The sequence below is a fragment of the Moritella sp. genome, from assembly GCF_033791185.1.
Lineage (GTDB): Bacteria > Pseudomonadota > Gammaproteobacteria > Enterobacterales > Moritellaceae > Moritella.
On the sequence record NZ_JASJHF010000194.1, the window covers coordinates 1 to 2935 of the forward strand.

Consider the following 2935-nt stretch of genomic DNA (forward strand, 5'->3'; position numbering starts at 1 on the left):
TAGCTCCAACGGCAGAGCAGCGGATTCCAAATCCGCGTGATGGGAGTTCGAATCTCTCCACCCCTGCCAATTTTTAGAAAAATATCAAATCAAAGAAACAGATTTAACATTAATTAAAAATTAAGTTATAATCCTGTTCATCTTGTAGGGGTGTAGCTCCAACGGCAGAGCAGCGGATTCCAAATCCGCGTGATGGGAGTTCGAATCTCTCCACCCCTGCCAATTTCTTCTGTAAATCTTCATGATATGGTTATCCAATGAGTAATTTTTCACGTTATTACTTGCAGCAAATGGGTATCACGTTGTGGCAATGTCATAAGCCTGAACAATTTCCTCATCTTACTAGTCAAGCTGAAAAAATAGCACTGCCAAAGCATTGCCAAATTTTAATTATCGCCAATGACAAACTTGCCCCGCATAACCAATTTATTAAACAGATATTGCGTACATTACAGCTGGAACTTAATCAAAGCTATATCATCACTGAAGATGAACTTAAATATTATTACCAAACGCCCGAGTGGATCTGGACGATTGGCTGTAAGCAATCTGAACTCGCGGCAAAAAAACAACTATCATCACCTCATTTAGATGTATTGTTACATTCTGCTCAAGCGAAAAAGCAGCTTTGGCAACAAATCGTCGGTTATATGTAATCTGTTATAATAACGGGATCTTGAATGCCAAAAATTATTCCTCTCACACCAGAGCACTTACCTTTAATCCACAAGGTTGAAACTGCAAGTCATGCATTTCCTTGGTCGGATAAGATCTTAGCCAGTAATTTTGGTGCTCGATACTTTAATTTTTTATTGCTTGAAGATGAGCAAGTATTAGGTTATTACTTTGCCAACCAAGTCGCTGGGGAAGCAAGCCTGCTTAATATTGCTGTTGCACCTGAGCATCAAGGTAAGGGGTACGGAAAATTACTTATTAACCACCTAATTCAAGAGTGCCAACAGCAAGAATTGTTTCAATTATGGTTAGAAGTGCGAGAGTCTAATCATGCTGCTTATCAGCTATATTTGAATACCGGTTTCAATGAAGTTGATCGTCGTTTTAACTATTATCCAGCAGCGACAGGCAGAGAAGATGCGATCATGATGTGTTATATTGTTTAGAAATAACACGGGGTAAACTTTTCATATCTTTACCATAGGTAGAGCCTAAAAGCTGTATACTTATTCCTGATTAATGATTACTATTCTTGCCATATTATGCGTTTAACTCTATTTATGGATAATCAAGGAAGCTAATGACACAACACTTAGTAAGCAGTTTTAGATCTAAATTTGCAGCACGTAAAACAACAACGGCAATTCGTTTTAAGCAACAAGATGAGTGGCAAGATATCAGTTGGTCTGCGCTACTTGATAACTCAGATCGTGTTGCGAAAGCATTGTTATTTCTTGGCTGTGAAGTGCAAGCTAAAGTTGGTATCTTTGCAAACAATCGTCCTGAGTGGAGTTTTGCAGATTTAGGTATTTTAGCTGCGCGTTGTGTTACTGTCCCTATTTATCCAACTAACACCACTGAGCAAACCCGTTATATTGTTAATAATGCCGATATAGATTATCTATTTGTTGGCGCTCAAGAGCAATTTGATAAAGCCCTTGAGCTATTAGCAACGAATGACTTAAAGTTAATCATTGCACTGACAGATGCCATTGATTTAAAAGACGCATCTAATGTAATGTACTTTTCTGATTTTATTCAACAAGGTAATCAAGTATCAACCGCTGAATTCGAACAGCGATTGAATGATGCTAATATGGATGATCTTGTTACACTTATCTATACATCGGGTACGACAGGCCAGCCAAAAGGCGTCATGCTTGATTACACTAACTTTGCCGCTGCATTTAACAGTCATGATAAAATGATAGAAGTATCGAAAACCGATACTTCTATTGCATTCCTGCCATTAAGTCACGTGCTTGAGCGCAGTTGGTCTTTTTATCTCATGCATTGTGGCGCGCAAAATGTGCATCTTGAAAACCCCAAGTTAATTATCGATGTCATTGCAGAAGTGAAACCGACACTACTGGTTGCTGTACCACGCTTATATGAAAAGATATACAGCACTATTCATAGCCGTTTAGAATCAGCATCGTCAGTTAAAAAGGCACTGTTTAGTTGGGCGACGAAAGTTGGCTTAGCGCATTTCAAACTGATCCATAATAACCAACAACCGTCATTTTTATTAGCCAATCAGTATAAGTTGGCCGACAAGCTTATCTTTTCTAAACTACGCGGTATTCTTGGCGGCAATACCCGTTTTTTACCTTGTGGTGGTGCCAAAGTTGATCCGAATATCAATCAGTTTTTTCAATCTATTGGTATTCAATTACAAGCGGGTTACGGTATGACAGAAACAACGGCGACCGTTTGTTGTCATCGTGGCACTGGTTATGACTTTGCTTCAATTGGTTTACCATTACCGGATATGGAAGTGAAGATCGGTGACGATAACGAGATATTAGTGCGTAGTGATACGGTAATGAGAGGCTATTATAAGATGCCTGAAGAAACCGAAAAGAACTTTATTGATGGTTGGTTGAAAACGGGTGATGCGGGTAAAATTTTAGCCAATGGTGAAGTCGTGATGACTGAACGTATTAAAGAGTTAATGAAAACATCGAACGGTAAATATATTGCTCCACAGCTGGTTGAAGGCACATTAAATAAAGATCACTTTATTGATCAGGTTGCGATTGTGGCTGATTCTCGACATTTTGTTAGTGCGTTGATCGTGCCATCATTTGAAGCGTTAGAAGAATATGCCAATTCGATTAACTTACAATTTTCAAGTAAAGCAGAATTATTACGCCATAGCCATATTGTCACTATGTTTGAGAAACGCATGCAAGAACTACAAGGTGATTTGGATAATTTTGAAAAAGTAAAAAAATTCAAATTACTTATTCGCGAATTC

The 2935-nt window shown here is 38.4% G+C and carries 3 protein-coding genes and 1 tRNA gene; all 4 read left to right on the forward strand.

Annotated elements, in window-relative coordinates; translation table 11 throughout:
* Positions 1-146: 146 nt before the first annotated feature.
* Positions 147-222: transfer RNA gene (locus QNK26_RS11700), tRNA-Trp, on the forward strand.
* Between the two features lie 35 nt (positions 223-257).
* Entirely contained in the window at positions 258-656 is a 399-nt protein-coding gene (locus QNK26_RS11705; protein WP_319223133.1) for a DNA polymerase III subunit psi, read from the forward strand.
* A gap of 24 nt (positions 657-680) precedes the next feature.
* On the forward strand, positions 681-1121 hold the full coding sequence (gene rimI / locus QNK26_RS11710; RefSeq protein ID WP_319223135.1) for a ribosomal protein S18-alanine N-acetyltransferase: 441 nt from the start codon (positions 681-683) through the stop codon (positions 1119-1121).
* Between the two features lie 134 nt (positions 1122-1255).
* On the forward strand, positions 1256-2935 hold a 1680-nt coding region (locus tag QNK26_RS11715), incomplete at its 3' end, for a long-chain fatty acid--CoA ligase (protein WP_319223136.1).